Genomic DNA, 16,446 nt, shown 5'->3' on the forward strand with positions numbered 1-16,446 from the left:
CTCCCCTTTTCTATGCTTTCGAATCAAACAAAGAACGGCCGGACACCTTTTCGGAAGAACCCGCTCCGTAATTCATCGATTGGATTGTCGGATTCACTAACTCCATCGAAAGCTGTACAAACTTCATGGATTCTTCCAGTAATGTCTTGTTTAACTGTTCCTGTCTCTTTAATGCAGTAATCGTATCTGTTAATGCCACTGCAGCTTTTTCAAGGTTTTCTTTTTCTTCTCCGTCTAACCGGTGAAGCATCTCTGTAATCGTCAATGATGCTGCCGGATGAGGCTGCTTTTTGTTCCATGCTTCTGCAGCTCCTTGTCTTATCTCCTCCTGCTGTTCCAGCTGGCGGGTGAGTTTTCGTTCTTGCACAAGCAAACCTTGAAATGCATCTAAGTGATTATTGGTTAAAGCCTCCGTTTTTTGTTTCGATAACGCTAGCAAATCCGAGTGCGTAGCTGTTAAGTCATTTACTGCGTGAATCAGCTGCATGCTCACACATTATCCTCCTTTGACTGTATACATCTATTTATCAGTCCAAAAATCCTGCATTTTCTGAGCAACCTTGTCATAATTTATTTCATATTGATTGCTCTCAATCTTCTGCTTTATCTCATTTACATAGGCAGCCCGCGTTTCATTCGGCTGGCTCTGCTTCTGTAATTGCTTTGCTTCATTTGATATTTCAATACTGTCTTTCTTGGAAGCTTCTGATTCTGCCGCCTGTTTATCTTTAAAAGCCTGTTTATATGGATTAAAATTTGTTGGATTTGGCCCATGTATTTTCATTTTCTGCACCCCTTCCAGTAATGCCTCGATATTTTAACCTTTCTTCCATTCCCCTTTAGCATAATACGTTGTCTCTTTCGCTTCGTTTAATGCCTTCTCCTGTATAGATTCCTCTGCCTCATGCTGCACCAGATCTTCCTTTAATTGCGTTTGGCAATCCTCACATATATTCCCTTCTGTGATAGGACCCCCGCATCTTTCACAAGGATAAGATATATTGGGAAATTGGGAAGGCTGAAGTCTTTTTTCGCGGATAAATTTATGAAGAAGATGTTCATCCACGTCTGTTGCCGCTACAATCTGCCCAATCGTAGCAGTTCTGTTTTCCCGTTTTCTTAAAAAGGTATATACCGTTTTAAAATCGTCTTCTTCTTTTTTATAACATGTATCACATATTTCTCTAAATTGCTTTACAAACACGCGATTACATCGTTCGCAGTTTGCCAGTTCTGCCATTGCTGTGTCTCCTCTCCGCTTTCATCTTGCCAGGAAGGAATTTCAATGTTCAGGCACTTATATCAGCGAATGATTTTTCATCAAAAGTCTTTACTTAATTCTATCATCGGCACTATTACTGTTTTTATTAATAGTAAAAAGGAATCATTTTATGTTCATAATCTATTTTTATCATAACAAATCTTCACACGGATTTGGGTGTTCTACTGCTTTTTAAACACCGCGCTTTCGCTGTGCCATATTAACTTCTTGCTATTGTCAATACATAAACTGCCGGGCAGCCATGAAGTTTTAACTGCTGTGCTGCCTGTCGCACGGTTGTCCCTGTGGTATAAACATCGTCAACAATCAGCGCGGTCTGTTTTAACGGTTTCGTGATAAAAAATGGATTGTCTCTTTTTAAGCGTACTTTCCGATTGCTGCTTGCCTGGTTTTCTCCGCTTCTCTTGCCTAAAGCTTGGTTGACAGGACACTCCAGCATGTCGGCCAAAGCCAGGGATTGATTAAACCCCCTTTCCTGCATTCTGTTTTCACTTATTGGAATCGGAACAACTGCTATCCGAGGATATTTATCTGCAAATTGTTTTTTAAAAGCCCGTTGGAGTTCGTTTCGAAAAACTTCTCTTAATACATAATCACCTCTGAATTTCCATTGACGAATCATATCACGCAACGCATCGTTATAATGAAAAACCGAATAATTCTTTTCAATATTATCTCCCAGTTCTCTCCATTGCTGGCAATCCAAACACAGCTTTCCCTTCCACGATCTGCTGCATCCTTCGCACCGTTTTCCAGAAATGACTTCTAATGTGCCAGCACAGGACGAACATAAAACAGAAGGCTTTTCCACCGTCAACCATTGCGACCAGGTCAATGATTTCTCTAATGGTTCATAACAGTACAAACAATGATTCACAGCTTTTTCCCCCTTTGGTTCATATCCAGAATCATTTGTCTGGCTTTTTCCATAGCATCTGTTTTGCCGTCGTAAAAAAAAGCAACCTCGCCGGAAGGGTCGTCTGCACTTCTGCCAGCGCGTCCGGCAATTTGCACCAGCGCCGCTTCATTAAATACGTCATGACCGGCATGCAACACAGCAACATCCACGGAAGGAAAGGTGACGCCTCTTTCCAATATCGTTGTGGTAATCAAGGCACGTAATTTCCTTTCCCGAAATTGATTTATTTTTGCTTCTCTGTCCTTGTCTGCTGCAAAAACAACTTCTAATTCTTCTGAAGCGGAAATAACCGCTGTTTTGAGCAGCAGTCTGGAAATGACTTCTTTTAATGCTTGTGCCATCTCAATTTCCGGAACAAAAAGAAGTAATTGCCGCTTCGGATTTTGTCTGTGAATGAGCCATGTTAAAAAAGTTTTGGGAAGCTTTTTATTTGTTAATTGACGCGAGAGAGAAAAAGAGAATTGATATGTGGGAACAGGTAATAAATGGCCGTGGTAACGTAATGGAACAAAAACATAGGGCAGTTTTCCCAGCTTCATCTGCAATCTGAAATTTTTACGCGGGGTTGCGGTGAGGTATAAAGTCGTTGCCTGTTTCTTAACAGCTTGCTTTGAAGCATGCATTAAGCTTTTATCGATATAATATGGGAAAGCATCCACTTCATCAATAATCAATAGATCAAATGCCTGGTGGTAACGCATTAATTGATGCGTCGTTGCTAAAATGAATTGCGTCTTTCCCGTCCGCTGTTCACTTCCACCATAAAGTGCTTCTAGCGACACATCTTGAAACGCTTTTTTTATTCTTGGATACAGTTCCCGGATGACATCCACACGAGGAGAAGCCAAGGCTATACGGTCTCCACGCTTTAATGCCGCTGTAATTGCAGGGAATAACATCTCTGTTTTCCCAGATCCGCAAACTGCCCAACAAAGATAGGATGGCATCCGTTTGGCAACAGCTTTCTCCAAACTGGCCGCTGCTCGGCTCTGGGCTATTGTCAGCTCTCCTTCCCAAGTTAACGGACTGGCATGCTCGGGCCACTCCGCCGCTGCACCATTCCAGATATATAGCGGTTTACATTCACTCATTCTTCCCATCTGAATACAGTTTCGACAATAAAAATGATTCTTTCGGCAAATGCCACAGGGATATTCCGAAAAATAGGCCATAGCGGTATTGCCGCAGCGAATACATTTTAATATCCCCTTCTTATTTTCAATTGCAGGTATTGGGAGAACTTGTTTTGTAGAGCGGAGAACTTGAAAACACGCAGAAGAAATGGGGGCTTCTTCTTCCAAAATCCGTTTACCGGATAAGGCTTGCGCCAGGTGTGCAGGGGACAATGGAATCTGTTTATCCATATTTTTAGTAACACCTCCGTAAAAGGTAATATGAGGAAATCGTTATTTTTAAATTTGATGGAAAACTTCATTCAGCGAGCTTGTTTCTTCTGAATGAAGTTTTCCCTTACTTTTCATACCAGGCAACACCAATGGCACCTTGTCCAAGATGTGTACCGATAACGGGGCCAAAATAACTGATGGATGTTTCTATCTCTGGATGTTTTTCTTTAAAGTCTGCTTCTAATTTTTCAGCATAGGGACGGTCATTGCCATGAATAAATACAACACGCAGATCCTTTCCTGCATGCACTTCTTCATCCAGTAAACCAAGAATTCGGGATATTGCTTTTTTCTTTGTACGGATTTTTTCAAAAGGAACAATCAGCTTATTCTCAAAGTGAAGGATGGGCTTGATTTGCAACAAACTGCCTAATATGGCTTGGGCATTGGATAATCTTCCGCCCCGTTGCAAATTCGTTAAATCATCTACCATAAAATAAGCGCGGACGGTTTTCTTCATCTCGTCCATTCTCGCAAGAATATCTTCCGGTGATGCTCCGTTTTGAGCCATCGCTGCAGCTTCCAGTGTATAAAAACCTTGTATCATACAGCTCATTTCGGAATCATAAGCATAGACATCAATTCCTTCGACCATATCCCCGGCACTGACCATTGTTTGATACGTCCCGCTGATGCCGCTCGACAAATGAACCGAAATCACAGCATCATAGTCTTTAGTCAACGCTTCTAGTTTTTCTGTAATATCCCCGAGAGATGGCTGGGAGGTACTCGGCAATTCTTTTTCCTGAGCAAGTTTTTGATAAAATGCTTCTGTAGTAATATCTAATTCTTCACGATAAGAAGCATCCTGAAAATTAACGCTCAACGGGACCATATGAATATGGTGTTTTTCACGTTCTTCGGGCGTAATATATGCTGTGCTATCTGTCATAACAGCAACCTTCATAGACAATAACTCCTTTTCTTTTCTGTAGCGATGCGGTCTTATTTCTATACACCTGCTTAGAAAACGGATTACTTGACATTATTCTACACGAATTGCCAGTAAAAATCGAATGATTTTCCAAGGGTCCCCGTTACGTCATGCCTTTTACCGGGATTTATTGAAAAAACGCCCTGACCAAATTAAATCAGGACGTTGTTTTTCTTTTTTTATGATTAAACCACTTCTACCCAGCCTTTTCGAATGGCATACACAACGGCTTGCGTACGGTCATTTACATCCATTTTTTGAAGAATATTACTCACATGGTTTTTAACTGTTTTTTCACTGATATAAAGAGATTCAGCAACAGCGCGGTTGCTGTTTCCTTCTGCTAATAACTGAAGCACCTGACATTCCCGTCTTGTTAAAAGATGGAGCGGTTTACGATGCTCAACATTTCTATTCGCCAGATTGGAACTATTTTCTCGAGCCAGACGGCGGTATTCTTTCACCAAATTATGGGTAATGCGCGGATGCAAGTAAGATCCGCCTTCGCTTACTACCTTAATCGCTTCGACAAGCGCCTCTGCATCCATTTCTTTTAACAAATAACCTTGCGCCCCTGTTTTCAATGCATGCGTAACGTAATTTTCATCGTCGTGAATCGACAGGATGATTATTTTCGTATTTGGAAATTGCCGCAGCAAATCAGCAGTTGCCTGAACACCGTTTATTTTAGGCATATTAATATCCATTAATACAACATCCGGATTATTTTCCCTTACAATGTCCGTTGCATCCGATCCGTCATCTGCTTCTGCAACGACATGAAATGCGGGTTCAAAATCCAAAATCCGCTTAACACCTTCCCGAAATAATTTATGATCATCAATTAATACGATATTTACTTCTTTTTGTGCATCCATATATATATCTCCTTTTCTACTGAATGATACTAATTGAACGGTAATATTTTTAATCATTAATTAATAGATAGATTATTTTTCTAATAAGGTGAGTCTATTATAGTATACCTTGCTATCATTGTCTCTTTTCAACGCAATCCATTTGTTTCCTGCAGATTACTTATTTGACGGATGGTGACGCAGTTTCAAAGAGCCAAGACAGCTTGTTTCCTATTAAAGACCCCGGAGGAAAGTATAAGAAAAACTGCCGTTTCGCCAAATATCGGGCGGATATGCGGCATCCGATATAGTTCCTCTTTCTCATTATACTATATATCTTTACGAATATGGAACATTTATTGTAACCGTTGTCCCTTTACTTTCTGCTGTAGCGATATCTAATTTCCCTTCAAGCATTTCGACCCGTTCTTTCATTCCAATTAATCCAAAAGAATCATCGCTTTTTTCATCCGGTTGAAATCCTTTGCCGTTATCTGCTATGACTAAAGTGATGCGATCTTTTAAAATTTCCAATTTCACCTTGACTTCAGTAGCTTCACTATGCTTTATAACATTCTGTGATGCTTCTTGCATAAGCCGGAATAAAGCTACTTCATATTTCGGATCCAACCTTTTTTCTTCCCCAAACACGATAAATTCCACATGCACATCATGGTATTCTGTTAATCTGTCTGCGTATTTCCGGATGGTCGGGATAAGTCCTAAATCATCCAGGGCCATCGGGCGCAAATCATAGATTATTCGCCGTACTTCCTGCAGAGAGGAACGGACATTTTTCCGCAACGATTTAATTTCTTGAGAAATATCTTCCGAAGAACCTTTTTTTATAACACGATCCAGTATATCTGAACGTAATAAAACATTAGCGAGCATCTGAGCCGGTCCATCATGGATTTCCCTGGAAAGTTTTTTTCTTTCCTCTTCTTGCGCTTCAATGATCTTAAGGCCAAATGCTTGTTTTTCTCTCGCATCTTCAATCATTTCATTGACTACTTGCATATCTTCTTTCATAAAACTGAAGATGACCGTCATTTTCGCTACAAGGTCTTCCCCGCGTTCCAATATATTTGCAAGTTTCGTCAACCTGATTTCAATTTCATCACGCCGCTTCCGCAAAAGCCTTTCTTCTTCACGCATAACACCTAATTCGGTTTGAATTTCATGGGTTTTTTCATAGACCATGCGTATTTCGTTTTCTGTATATTCCCTGAAATCTCTATTTACCAAAGCAAGCTGTTGGCGATAGCTTTTCTCTTCTTTTTCTAATTTATCGCCTTTTTGAATATGATCTTTCACTTTCTTCTTGGTTGATTCTAATTCCTCAGAAAGATACGCATATTCTTTTCTGCTTTCTTCTGTTATTTCAAATACTTCATCCTTACTTTGGTCTATCATGTTCAGTACATTATCCACAATTTGGTCTATCGCTTCACTGCTTAAACTTTTTGACATCAGAAATCTCACCAACCTATGTTATAATTATTCGTAACTTTCATTTGTTTTATAAGGTTATATTCAAATTAATTTCCCTAAAATCGCTTATTCGCTTTCCCTTTTCATTCTATGTCTTTAGAATCATGGATAAACGCAAGGTGTTCAGTGAGAATACACCTATATACGAGTCAAAATTATGCTTTCAATGAGGTGAAAATAATCATGCTATCTACTTATTATACCGTAAATCATCAAGGAACAGATGAAATTACCATTCAAAAATCGCGTTTTATCGCACACATTAAACGGGTTGAATCAGAAGAAGAAGCCCAGGAATTTATTCAATCTATTAAAAAAAAGCATCGGGACGCGACACATAATTGTTCTGCATACATTATCGGTGAAACAGACCATATTCAAAAAGCAAATGACGATGGGGAACCGAGCGGAACAGCAGGAGTTCCTATGTTAGAAGTATTAAAGAAAAAAGGGCTGAAAGATACTGCTGTTGTCGTGACGAGATATTTCGGTGGAATAAAACTTGGAGCCGGCGGGCTGATCCGTGCTTATGGATCAGCCACCACACAAGGGATTCAAACGACCGGAATTGTTCGCAGAGAACTAATGCAAGGCATATCCGTCACGGTGGAATATTCGTTACTCGGCAAAATGGAGAATGAGATACGCCAGCAATCCAAATATATTTTAGAGGATATACAGTATCATGAGAATGTCGTTTTTATTATCTATGTAAAAACAGAGGAGACAGATGCTTTTCAAAATTGGATAACGGATATGACAAGTGCACAGGCAGAAATAGAACTGCTTAACCAAAAATATGTCGAAACAGAAGTCGATGACACCCCTTCTGCTTGATGAAAAAAAGCTCTGCCGGATGATATAACCATCCGGCAGAGCTTTCGTTTAATAACTTTTCTTTATACTCGTGTTTAACGATAATTCCTTAATTAGCAACTGAATGATTTCATCCATGGAATTTACCTTTTGACTCTCCGTATCATGAATGACTCTTTTCAAAATCTTTTGATATTGCTCCTGCTCTCTGCCCATTCATCTACCGCCTTTAAATATTTTTTCTGAAAAATACCTGTTCAAAGTTGTAAATCTTTGTCGTCACGCAAAATATGTAAGATCACTCTCTAAGATGAACATTCTCATTTAAATATAATTCTATTAAAAAATAGATTGCTTGTCTACTTTTTCCGCTAATTTTCTTAGTTAAAATAGGAAATAATAGATGAAATATTTGTTTTAAGCATAGACGATTACCCTAAATTTCGATATAATCTATTACAGATTTATTTTTCTTGACAATTATATAAATTGAACTAATAAACCTGTCTTTTATGCTTAAACAATGAAGTTATTTATTTTAGGATTAAGCATAATAACTAGCGGAGGAAAAACACGGAGACTCCTGTGGGAATGCGCAGTGTGAAGACCCCGCAGAAAAAAGCGAACTTCTTTTTTTGAGGAGGCTGAGGACAAGCCCACGGAAAGCGTAGTGTTTTTCCGTAGCGAGCAGCAAGGGTAAAATATTAATTTCAAATTATATAGTAAAAAAGTATTTAAATTAAGGATAGAATTGAGGAGAATATATTGGTATCTAGAGCAGATAATAGAAATCGTAAAAGAAAGAAATGGCCCTTTATTGTTGGTGGAATCGTTCTGTTTTTTATTTTGGTCATCGGTGGCGGAGCTTTCTACATTTGGACCCAGGTTGGTAATGTTGTAGAATCGATGCACAGCCCGTTAGACAGGGACAGTGATCCTGAACGGCAAGATCAAATTAACCGCCTCTACAGTGATGCAGACGCAGTGAACATGCTGCTTTTGGGAGTAGATGAACGCGACGGAGATGTCGGCCGTTCGGATACCATGATTTTACTTTCATTGAATCCCAAAACAGACTCCATGCTTATGTTAAGTATCCCGCGTGATACATATGTGAATATTCCTGACCGGGGAATGGATAAAATTAACCATGCATACGCATTTGGAGAAGCTGCTCAAACTGGCGGCGGCACCGAATTATCGGTTGAAACGGTGGAAGACGCTTTTGATATACCGATTCACTCTTATGTACGTGTGAATATGGAAGGTTTCCAGCAAGGTATTGATGCTTTAGGCGGCGTGGACGTTCAAAACAGTACTGCTTTTTCACAAGATGGACATGATTTTAGTGAAGGAAATGTCAATTTAAATGGAGAAGAAGCTCTTTCCTATATTCGGATGCGAAAAGAAGACAGCCGCGGTGATATGGGAAGAAACGAACGGCAGCGTGATGTGATTGTTGCTGCAATGGATAAAGCAGCAAGCTTCTCCAGCATTACAAAAGCAAATAATATCTTAGATATCTTAGGAAGCAATGTCCAGACCGATTTGGATATGAAACGATTGCAAAATTTATTTACCGATTACAGCGGAACAAGAAATAATGTAGAAACAATGGAAATCGAGGGAGACGGGCAAACAATCAGCGGAGTCTGGTACTATGTTGTACCGGATAATGAAATCAACCGTATCCACTCAACGATCACAGAGCATATGGAACAGGAATAAACCGGCTGTGCTGAAGATTTTTGATACATGTGCATGATGTTAAAAGACTTCAGAAAAATGACAGCAGGTTCCAAAAGAAAATCAAAACGTCACCTGGTATATACAGTGTGGCGTTTTTCCTACAATATTTTATTTTCCTGATACAGTACCTATATTTTTAAAAGTGAATAACTGTCCTGTATAATATCCAGAATGTGATATACTTTTTCGTAAACAGATAATTTTTAATGGGGGTTAGAAAATGTGGAAAAAAAGTTTATGGCTTATTCTTTTTATCGCCCTGTTAGCCGGGTGCTCTGAAGAACAAACCGACCCGACAAACACCTTAAATCAATATGCAGAAGCAGTAGAAGAAGGAGATTATGACGCTCTGTATAACCTATTCTCCCAAGAAGCGCAGGATACATATGCAGAAGAAGACTCCGCTTTACGTTTAGAGAAATTATATGATGATATATCTGCCTCCGACATTGAAATGCATGTACAAGCATTAGAAGAAAGAGAGATCGCTAATGCATATGATGACGGTACAGCAACAATTCCGTTTACTGTCAACATGAATACCGTCGCCGGGGAGATCTCATTTGATTATCAAGCTGAAATGACTTTATCTGAAAGAGAAGATGAAGCAGATGACTGGCTGATTAATTGGGATTCCGGTTTTATTTTCCCTGATTTGGCAGATGGCGGAGAAATTCAAATCTCTACAAATCAACCTGTCAGAGGGGAAATTCTTGATAAAAATCAAATTCCTCTTGCTATCAACGATACAGTATATGAATTTGGAGTCATTCCGAGTGAATTAGGCGATGATGAAGCAACACTTGAAGAACTTGGTCGTTTACTTGGCATGTCTGTCGATTCTATCCAGTCCAGTTTGGAGGCGGAATGGGTGGAAGACGATTTATTTGTACCATTAAAGACCATTCTCCCGGATGATTCCGATACCGTAGATGAGTTAAACGCAATCGATGGCGTATCCTATCGGGAAACAGAAGGCAGAATCTATCCGGAAGGCGAGATAACTGCTCAATTGGTAGGATATCTCCGTTCAGTGAATGCGGAGGATTTGGAAGAACTGGATACAACAGAATACGATGCTTCTGACAATATTGGTGCACGCGGATTAGAAAGTCTATTTGAGGAAGAACTCCGCGGTAAAAAAGGAGCTTCGATTGAAGTTACCAAAGAAGGCGAAGAAAATGTCGTCTTGGCGGAAAAAGAAGCAGAAGACGGAGAGAATGTGGAAGTCACCATTGATGCTAATATTCAGGACAAAGTCTTCCAAGGATTTGATGAAGACCCAGGAAATGCAGCTGTCATTGACCCTCAATCTGGAGAAACATTAGCTTTAGTCAGCAGTCCTTCCTTTGATCCAAATGATATTCTTTATGGCACATCTTCCAACTTTTGGAGTGATATGGAAGAAGATGAATTACAACCCATGCAAAACCGTTTTTCCTCTACTTTTGCACCAGGCTCCGTCATCAAGCCGATTACTGGAGCAATCGGGCTAGAAAACGGAACGATAGATTACGATGAGGAAGGCATTGAAATTGATGGCCTCGAATGGGACGATTATAATGTCACACGCGTATCTACTTCCGATGACCCTGTTGATTTAGATGATGCCTTAATACGTTCAGATAATATCTATTTCGCAATGAAAGCTGTAGAAATGGGCGGAGATGCTTTTGCAGAAGGATTGCAAGCATTCGGAGTCGGAGAAGAATTGCCGTATACTTATCCAGTAACTGACTCTACCATTTCCAATGCAGGAGATTTAGATGACGACTTTTTACTGGCACATACAAGCTATGGACAAGGGGAAATCCAAATGAGCGCTCTGCATCTGGCCACTGCATATTCCACCTTTATCAATAGCGGTGATATGGTTCAGCCGACCTTATTAACAGAAGAAGAAACAGATCAGACCTGGAAAGAAGATTTAGTTACCGAAGAACAAGCGGAACAAATCAAAGATTCTCTCCGGAAAGTTGTTACAGAAGGAACCGGAGAAGCGGCAGAGGAAGCTGACTTTCCTATCTCCGGTAAAACAGGAACAGCAGAATTAAAACTGACCGATGAAGATAGCGGTGATGAAAATAGCTGGTTCGTCGGTTACCCGACAGATGATCAAGATTTAATGATTGCCATCATGGTCGAAGGAACTAATGATAGTGACCGCAGCTCTGGCGTTGAAAAAGCGACAGACATTCTAATGGATATAAAAGAATAAAGTGTTAAAGGAGGACGGTGTTTCTAAAATGCGCCGCCCTCTTTTTCTTATTTCGTACGGAAACAAACAGAAAAAAGCCATCCGGCAAAATATAATCTGCCAAACAGCTGTGTCGGAATATCTATGAAGCCTGATTCCTTTAAATTATTTAGGTTTCAGGGTATTTGTTAATTCCAAAAATGTTTCTTTATCTTGATTATCGATAGCATTATCAATAAGCCGCTTCACATTTTCATGCTCTAATTCAGATATCAGCTGATCCAACGCTCTTTGCTGTTCTGAAACAACCTCTGTATCTTCAGGCAAATAGTAGGATTCAGCAATGCGGTGAAGCATCTCTAAGAAGCCGGGAACAGAAACCAATTGTGACATGGAAATCGTCAATACTTCTTTTTCTTTTTGAAATGCGAAAACGTCTTCGGTATTTTCAATTTTTTTCGTCTTGCGATTAATACGGACTTCTGTAGATTTAACAGGGATAAACTGATATATATTCTTATTCATAATGATTGAGAAATACTGATACGCTAAGATAATCCGGATATACTTCTCCTCTGTCTTTACATAATAAGGTTTTAACATTTTAACAGTAACCATCTTATCCCCCCTATTCAATATATACATCTTAATTTTCAGTTAATTCATTCTATCCGATTTTTTCGAAAAAATCAAGAGTCGTTTATTACCAACATGTTTTTTTATCATAGAGACAGGGAAGCCCTTTCCTTCCCTGCCTGCGTGTTTAACTGCTTGCAGCTAATGCTTTTGTTTCTTCCTCTGTAAATACTCTGGAACGAGTTAAAAATCTTTTTCCTTCCGGTCCTTCCAGCGAAAACATGCCGCCTCTTCCATTGACTACATCAATAATCAGCTGAGTGTGTTTCCAATATTCAAATTGATCTTTGGAAATATAAAACGGAATATCTCCCAGCAGATGTCCCAATAAAATATCAGAATCACCAGTTTTCAATTCTCCCAGCGGATAGCACATTGGCGAACTTCCGTCACAACAGCCTCCTGATTGATGGAACATAAGCGGACCGTGGAGGTCTTTTAACTTTTTCATCAAATCTTCGGCATCTTGTGTCGCAACAACTCTATCTACCATGGAAAACACCTCCTTTTTGAAATCGATGAAATAAGCGTTTGCTTGTTTCGAGTGTCATGGCAAACATTCGTGTAACCGATATACCTGCTGTTCCCGTTTCGCATTGAATGCAATTTCTGTATTATTCTAGAATAAGCCGTCCGGACTATCACTGTAACTGACGAGCAAGTTCTTTGTCTGCTGATAATGATCCAGCATCATTAAATGATTTTCTCTGCCGATTCCAGACTTTTTATAACCTCCAAATGCCGCATGTGCCGGATACTGGTGATAACAATTTGTCCATACGCGTCCAGCCTGAATACCTCTTCCAAACCGGTAAGCTGTATTCATATCCCGCGTCCAGATACCGGAACCTAATCCGTAAAGTGTATCATTCGCAATTTCCAGCGCCTCTTCTTTATCTTTAAAAGTCGTAACGGCTAATACAGGACCAAAAATCTCTTCCTGAAAAATACGCATATTATTATTTCCTTTGAAGATCGTTGGTTGTACATAATAACCGGAAGCCAGCTCACCGTCAAGCTCATTCACTTCTCCGCCGACAAGAATTTCAGCACCTTCTTGTTTGCCAATATCAAGATATGACTTGATTTTTTCAAATTGCTCTTCCGAAGCTTGAGCGCCCATCATGGTTTCTGTATCCAGCGGATGACCAATTTTAATTTGTTTAACACGTTCAATTGCTTTTTCCATAAAGCGGTCGTAAATCGATTCATGGACAATTGCCCGGGAAGGACACGTACAAACTTCTCCCTGGTTCAGGGCAAACATAACCAAACCTTCGACGGCTTTATCAACAAAACTGTCATCCTTATCCAAAATATCCTCAAAGAATATATTAGGCGATTTCCCGCCCAGCTCCAATGTTACCGGAATAATATTTTCAGAGGCATATTGCATAATTAAACGTCCAGTCGTTGTCTCTCCTGTAAAGGCAATTTTTGCAATACGGCTGTTGGTTGCGAGCGGTTTGCCGGCTTCTACACCGAAACCATTTACAATATTTAAAACACCATCCGGCAATAAGTCCTTAATCAAATCGAGAAGAATATGAATGGATGCCGGCGTCTGTTCGGCAGGTTTCAGCACAACACAGTTTCCGGCAGCTAACGCTGGTGCAAGCTTCCACGTTGCCATCAGTATCGGGAAGTTCCATGGAATGATTTGACCGACAACCCCAAGCGGCTCATGGAAATGATAAGCAACTGTGTCGTTATCGATTTGGCTGAGTCTGCCTTCTTGAGCACGAATGGTACCTGCAAAATACCGGAAGTGGTCAATCGCCAGCGGAATATCTGCTGCTAATGTCTCCCGGACCGCCTTTCCATTCTCCCAGCTTTCTGCTACTGCTAATTTTTCCAGGTTTTCTTCCATACGGTCAGCGATGCGGTGCAAAATGAGCGCACGTTCTGCGACAGGCGTCTCTCCCCAAGCGTCTTTTGCTTCATAACCTGCATCAATTGCCGCATCCACATCTTCTTGTGACGAACGGGCTAATTCGCAAAACACTTCACCTGTAATCGGTGTTGTATTCTCGAAGTAGTTTCCTTTTACCGGCGGCTGATATTTTCCTCCAATATAATTATCATAACGCTTTTCATAATTTACAACAGCACCTTCTGTGTTCGGATTAGCATATCTCATGTAACTCCTCCTTTATTGTAAGCGATTACAATTTATTGTTAGTAATATTAGTTTGTAATTATAGTATAGCAAATTATATTTCACTTTTACAATAATTTCAACTATAACTTGAAATTAATATTTTTCCTTCTGGTATTCGCTACGGAAAAACACTACGCAATCCATAGAAGCAGTTGTTGATTGTTTCTTCCATCCACCTGTTAAGATTGGAAAGTAAGGTGTCAAGCTGCCGATGCTGCGGACCGTTTTACGTCGGAAAGCGGAGGGCTTGGCCGGAGCGGTAGCTGTACACCATATCTTGTTCAAAAAATAGAAGGACGCTCTAAAGAAAAGCAAGCATGATAATAGAGGTCATGTTTATCCTGAAACAACACGGTTTATATGCTTATTCTTAGGTGCGTAAGATGAGTTAGTCGTAAATAATAGGTTTATTTTATTTTTTATAGCAAAAGGCCTCTGCATTTCCTATATACAGAGGCTTTTTCACAGCATACATGCCGTCAATTATGCTATATCTTTTGATGAACACAGAGGGAATAATACTGCATCCCTTCCATCTGCGGTTTATCAAACTGAATAATAGAGATACTATTTACTTCAATTCCGGAATTACCCGAACTTCTTTTGCCATTTCAGATTGACATAAAGGGCAGCTCGGTTCATCTTCAAAACTAAATGATTCTCTCATCCATCCTTGACAATCTTCTTGCGTGCATGACCATACATTCGTTTCAACTTCTTGTACTGGTTCTTTTGGTCCGCGTGAAAAAGACATTATAGCATCTCCCTTCCTTATAGAGCATGCTTCAAAATCCAGTGAAACGGACTTTGATAACAAACCCTTATATACAGTATACGCTAATTATTGAAAGAGTGAAACTTTTAAGAATAACAACTTTTTGTAATTTTTTCAATGATAATATCTTTATCTAGTTCTGTCTTACCGTCGGCACCTCTCTATAGCATGTACTACTTTTTTGCTTTGTATACTTTCCTTCTTTCAACATTAAAATGTTCTTCCTTTTATTATATGCCCCCTTTTTTTCACTTATGCTTCTTTCCTAAAAAATCGGACAGTATAATTGAAACACTGTCCGACCTCCCTCTTTCATGTATATCCGATGCTCCTCTTGAACATCCTTGTGAAAACTTCCATTATTTTAAAGCAAATTTCTCAATAGCTTTTCCGACGCCATCATCTATATTGCTGGAAGTGACTGCATTGGCTGCTTCTTTGATAGCTTCTTGTGCATTGTCCATAGCTATACCTACACCGACTTCTTGAATCATCTTCATATCATTCAGACTGTCGCCAACTGCCATGATTTGATCCATCGAGATACCGGTGCGCTCACATAGAAAGCCTAATGCATTTGCTTTACTTACACCTTTCGGATTAATTTCAATATTTGTCGGCAGAGAATTCGTTAATTCCAGCTCCTCAAATGACATTAATCTTTCTTGGACTTCCCGCAATTTTTCCGGATTTTCCGAAGCACACCCAAATTTCAACCATTCGTAATCCTGGATATTTACAATTTCGTCTTCTTGAAATACTTTGTCAGTAGAAATCATCCAGCGACGTACGCCGCTTTCTTTTGTAATTTGATATAAATCTTCTACGATATCAGCAGAAAGCAGTTTTCGTTGCAGTAGCTCTTTTTCCATCGTCCATACTTCGCCGCCATTAGCCGTAATCAAGAATGTCTGTAAGTTTAAATCTTGCGCATATGGATAGCATGTGTCTATTGCCCGTCCAGTACTTAAGACCACCTGAATCCCCTGATTTAACGCTTCTTGAATTGCTTCTGTATTGCGTTTGGATACCTCGAGCATCGGATTTAATAATGTTCCGTCCATATCCAAAGCAATTAGTTTAATAGGTTTTGTCATATGCTCCATTCCTCATTTCTCTATTATCTGTCTTAAGTATAATGGAAATCCAGCAGTTTTGGCTATAAAAATATCAGTTACTGCAGATAACCGTTATTTCTACAAATTAATCGATATTATTTC

Annotated in this window: 17 protein-coding genes; 3 read left to right on the plus strand and 14 right to left on the minus strand. The window is 39.7% G+C overall.

Features of this window, described 5'->3' with window-relative positions; all coding sequences use genetic code 11:
* Positions 1-10: 10 nt before the first annotated feature.
* The 8 genes from ACFQ19_RS16945 to ACFQ19_RS16980 all read right to left on the minus strand — a co-directional run bounded on the left by ACFQ19_RS16945 (position 11) and on the right by ACFQ19_RS16980 (position 6,871).
* Complete coding sequence (locus ACFQ19_RS16945) at positions 11-487, minus strand: flagellar protein FlgN (protein ID WP_379593876.1); 477 nt, start codon at positions 485-487, stop codon at positions 11-13.
* A gap of 33 nt (positions 488-520) precedes the next feature.
* Positions 521-784: a flagellar biosynthesis anti-sigma factor FlgM gene (gene flgM, locus ACFQ19_RS16950; protein WP_379593847.1), complete on the minus strand. Its 264-nt coding sequence runs from the start codon at positions 782-784 to the stop codon at positions 521-523.
* A gap of 33 nt (positions 785-817) precedes the next feature.
* A complete protein-coding gene (locus tag ACFQ19_RS16955; RefSeq protein ID WP_379593848.1) occupies positions 818-1,240 on the minus strand; it encodes a TIGR03826 family flagellar region protein in 423 nt (140 codons plus the stop codon).
* A gap of 241 nt (positions 1,241-1,481) precedes the next feature.
* Entirely contained in the window at positions 1,482-2,159 is a 678-nt protein-coding gene (locus ACFQ19_RS16960) for a ComF family protein (protein WP_379593849.1), read from the minus strand.
* Entirely contained in the window at positions 2,156-3,565 is a 1,410-nt protein-coding gene (locus ACFQ19_RS16965) for a DEAD/DEAH box helicase (RefSeq protein ID WP_379593850.1), read from the minus strand. The genes ACFQ19_RS16960 and ACFQ19_RS16965 overlap by 4 nt, the downstream gene beginning before the upstream one ends.
* 106 nt (positions 3,566-3,671) lie before the next feature.
* The gene (locus ACFQ19_RS16970) at positions 3,672-4,514 is read right to left on the minus strand and encodes a DegV family protein (protein ID WP_379593851.1); all 843 of its coding nucleotides are present in this window, start codon (positions 4,512-4,514) and stop codon (positions 3,672-3,674) included.
* A gap of 212 nt (positions 4,515-4,726) precedes the next feature.
* The gene (locus ACFQ19_RS16975; RefSeq protein WP_379593852.1) at positions 4,727-5,419 is read right to left on the minus strand and encodes a response regulator; all 693 of its coding nucleotides are present in this window, start codon (positions 5,417-5,419) and stop codon (positions 4,727-4,729) included.
* A gap of 318 nt (positions 5,420-5,737) precedes the next feature.
* Positions 5,738-6,871 carry a sensor histidine kinase gene (locus tag ACFQ19_RS16980; protein ID WP_379593853.1) on the minus strand — a complete coding sequence of 378 codons (1,134 nt, stop codon included), beginning with the start codon at positions 6,869-6,871 and terminating at the stop codon, positions 5,738-5,740.
* 204 nt (positions 6,872-7,075) lie between these two features.
* Between ACFQ19_RS16980 and ACFQ19_RS16985 the strand changes: the two genes are divergently transcribed.
* A complete protein-coding gene (locus tag ACFQ19_RS16985; RefSeq protein ID WP_379593854.1) occupies positions 7,076-7,729 on the plus strand; it encodes a YigZ family protein in 654 nt (217 codons plus the stop codon).
* A 48-nt stretch (positions 7,730-7,777) separates the two neighbouring features.
* Here the strand turns inward: ACFQ19_RS16985 and ACFQ19_RS16990 are convergent, their stop codons facing one another.
* Positions 7,778-7,924 (minus strand): hypothetical protein, encoded by a 147-nt coding sequence (locus ACFQ19_RS16990; RefSeq protein WP_179134475.1) that lies wholly within the window; start codon positions 7,922-7,924, stop codon positions 7,778-7,780.
* A gap of 549 nt (positions 7,925-8,473) precedes the next feature.
* Here ACFQ19_RS16990 and ACFQ19_RS16995 point away from each other — a divergent pair.
* Entirely contained in the window at positions 8,474-9,436 is a 963-nt protein-coding gene (locus ACFQ19_RS16995; RefSeq protein WP_379593855.1) for an LCP family glycopolymer transferase, read from the plus strand.
* 241 nt (positions 9,437-9,677) lie between these two features.
* Positions 9,678-11,675, plus strand: coding sequence for a penicillin-binding transpeptidase domain-containing protein (locus ACFQ19_RS17000; RefSeq protein ID WP_379593856.1), 1,998 nt, complete (start codon positions 9,678-9,680; stop codon positions 11,673-11,675).
* Between the two features lie 144 nt (positions 11,676-11,819).
* On the opposite strand, the gene ACFQ19_RS17005 is transcribed toward ACFQ19_RS17000, so the two are convergent.
* From ACFQ19_RS17005 to ACFQ19_RS17025, 5 genes are all read right to left on the minus strand, one after another.
* Complete coding sequence (locus ACFQ19_RS17005) at positions 11,820-12,272, minus strand: IDEAL domain-containing protein (RefSeq protein ID WP_379593857.1); 453 nt, start codon at positions 12,270-12,272, stop codon at positions 11,820-11,822.
* A 145-nt stretch (positions 12,273-12,417) separates the two neighbouring features.
* A complete protein-coding gene (locus ACFQ19_RS17010) occupies positions 12,418-12,783 on the minus strand; it encodes a DUF779 domain-containing protein (protein WP_379593858.1) in 366 nt (121 codons plus the stop codon).
* A gap of 126 nt (positions 12,784-12,909) precedes the next feature.
* On the minus strand, positions 12,910-14,430 hold the full coding sequence (gene exaC, locus ACFQ19_RS17015) for an acetaldehyde dehydrogenase ExaC (protein ID WP_379593859.1): 1,521 nt from the start codon (positions 14,428-14,430) through the stop codon (positions 12,910-12,912).
* Between the two features lie 592 nt (positions 14,431-15,022).
* On the minus strand, positions 15,023-15,205 hold the full coding sequence (locus ACFQ19_RS17020; RefSeq protein WP_379593860.1) for a cold-shock protein: 183 nt from the start codon (positions 15,203-15,205) through the stop codon (positions 15,023-15,025).
* A 380-nt stretch (positions 15,206-15,585) separates the two neighbouring features.
* Positions 15,586-16,323: a Cof-type HAD-IIB family hydrolase gene (locus ACFQ19_RS17025; protein WP_379593861.1), complete on the minus strand. Its 738-nt coding sequence runs from the start codon at positions 16,321-16,323 to the stop codon at positions 15,586-15,588.
* Positions 16,324-16,446: the final 123 nt, after the last annotated feature.

It is taken from the genome of Oceanobacillus locisalsi (assembly GCF_042675985.1).
In the GTDB taxonomy this organism is placed as follows: domain Bacteria; phylum Bacillota; class Bacilli; order Bacillales; family Amphibacillaceae; genus Oceanobacillus; species Oceanobacillus locisalsi.

Bases quoted from the DNA above. Each gene is read 5' to 3' on its own strand.
- ACFQ19_RS16945 (WP_379593876.1), bottom strand. From the start codon at position 487: ATGCAGCTGATTCACGCAGTAAATGACTTAACAGCTACGCACTCGGAT.
- flgM (WP_379593847.1), bottom strand. From the start codon at position 784: ATGAAAATACATGGGCCAAATCCAACAAATTTTAATCCATATAAACAG.
- ACFQ19_RS16955 (WP_379593848.1), bottom strand. From the start codon at position 1,240: ATGGCAGAACTGGCAAACTGCGAACGATGTAATCGCGTGTTTGTAAAG.
- ACFQ19_RS16965 (WP_379593850.1), bottom strand. From the start codon at position 3,565: ATGGATAAACAGATTCCATTGTCCCCTGCACACCTGGCGCAAGCCTTA.
- ACFQ19_RS16970 (WP_379593851.1), bottom strand. From the start codon at position 4,514: ATGAAGGTTGCTGTTATGACAGATAGCACAGCATATATTACGCCCGAA.
- ACFQ19_RS16975 (WP_379593852.1), bottom strand. From the start codon at position 5,419: ATGGATGCACAAAAAGAAGTAAATATCGTATTAATTGATGATCATAAA.
- ACFQ19_RS16980 (WP_379593853.1), bottom strand. From the start codon at position 6,871: ATGTCAAAAAGTTTAAGCAGTGAAGCGATAGACCAAATTGTGGATAAT.
- ACFQ19_RS16985 (WP_379593854.1), top strand. From the start codon at position 7,076: ATGCTATCTACTTATTATACCGTAAATCATCAAGGAACAGATGAAATT.
- ACFQ19_RS16990 (WP_179134475.1), bottom strand. From the start codon at position 7,924: ATGGGCAGAGAGCAGGAGCAATATCAAAAGATTTTGAAAAGAGTCATT.
- ACFQ19_RS17000 (WP_379593856.1), top strand. From the start codon at position 9,678: ATGTGGAAAAAAAGTTTATGGCTTATTCTTTTTATCGCCCTGTTAGCC.
- ACFQ19_RS17005 (WP_379593857.1), bottom strand. From the start codon at position 12,272: ATGGTTACTGTTAAAATGTTAAAACCTTATTATGTAAAGACAGAGGAG.
- ACFQ19_RS17010 (WP_379593858.1), bottom strand. From the start codon at position 12,783: ATGGTAGATAGAGTTGTTGCGACACAAGATGCCGAAGATTTGATGAAA.
- exaC (WP_379593859.1), bottom strand. From the start codon at position 14,430: ATGAGATATGCTAATCCGAACACAGAAGGTGCTGTTGTAAATTATGAA.
- ACFQ19_RS17020 (WP_379593860.1), bottom strand. From the start codon at position 15,205: ATGTCTTTTTCACGCGGACCAAAAGAACCAGTACAAGAAGTTGAAACG.
- ACFQ19_RS17025 (WP_379593861.1), bottom strand. From the start codon at position 16,323: ATGACAAAACCTATTAAACTAATTGCTTTGGATATGGACGGAACATTA.